This is a genomic window from Vibrio sp. EA2 (assembly GCF_033042495.1).
Taxonomy (GTDB): domain Bacteria; phylum Pseudomonadota; class Gammaproteobacteria; order Enterobacterales; family Vibrionaceae; genus Vibrio.
In genome coordinates this window covers 1-665 of record NZ_JAWLID010000060.1, presented here as the reverse complement: position 1 = coordinate 665, position 665 = coordinate 1, and the positions used below count along the sequence as shown (strand labels likewise).

Here is a 665-nt window from a genome sequence, read left to right as displayed (position 1 = left end):
AGCGACACACGAGGTTCGAACTCGTGACCTCAACCTTGGCAAGGTTGCGCTCTACCAACTGAGCTAGTGTCGCATTTTGTCACTGTTAAGCACAATGAGAGCTATCAAATTGGAGCGACACACGAGGTTCGAACTCGTGACCTCAACCTTGGCAAGGTTGCGCTCTACCAACTGAGCTAGTGTCGCATGACTAACCGCTAGTGCGTTTAATCTTAATTTGGTTGCGGGAGCCGGATTTGAACCGACGACCTTCGGGTTATGAGCCCGACGAGCTACCAGGCTGCTCCATCCCGCGTCCGTATTCATTGTTAAGCACAATGAGAGCTATCACTCTCTATTTAAAAGAAAGTGGAGCGACACACGAGGTTCGAACTCGTGACCTCAACCTTGGCAAGGTTGCGCTCTACCAACTGAGCTAGTGTCGCATGACTAACCGCTAGTGCGTTTAATCTTAATTTGGTTGCGGGAGCCGGATTTGAACCGACGACCTTCGGGTTATGAGCCCGACGAGCTACCAGGCTGCTCCATCCCGCGTCCGTATTCATTGTTAAGCACAATGAGAGCTATCACTCTCTATTTAAAAGAAAGTGGAGCGACACACGAGGTTCGAACTCGTGACCTCAACCTTGGCAAGGTTGCGCTCTACCAACTGAGCTAGTGTCGCA

At 50.8% G+C, this 665-nt stretch carries 6 tRNA genes; all 6 read right to left on the bottom strand.

Annotated elements, in window-relative coordinates:
• The 6 genes from RXX31_RS24760 to RXX31_RS24735 all read right to left on the bottom strand — a co-directional run bounded on the left by RXX31_RS24760 (position 1) and on the right by RXX31_RS24735 (position 664).
• Positions 1-73: transfer RNA gene (locus tag RXX31_RS24760), tRNA-Gly, on the bottom strand.
• A gap of 37 nt (positions 74-110) precedes the next feature.
• Positions 111-186: transfer RNA gene (locus RXX31_RS24755), tRNA-Gly, on the bottom strand.
• A 32-nt stretch (positions 187-218) separates the two neighbouring features.
• Positions 219-295 (bottom strand) — tRNA-Met (locus RXX31_RS24750).
• A gap of 54 nt (positions 296-349) precedes the next feature.
• Positions 350-425, bottom strand: a tRNA-Gly gene (locus RXX31_RS24745).
• Positions 426-457: 32 nt separating this feature from the next.
• Positions 458-534, bottom strand: a tRNA-Met gene (locus RXX31_RS24740).
• Positions 535-588: 54 nt separating this feature from the next.
• Positions 589-664: transfer RNA gene (locus RXX31_RS24735), tRNA-Gly, on the bottom strand.
• Position 665 lies beyond the last annotated feature (1 nt).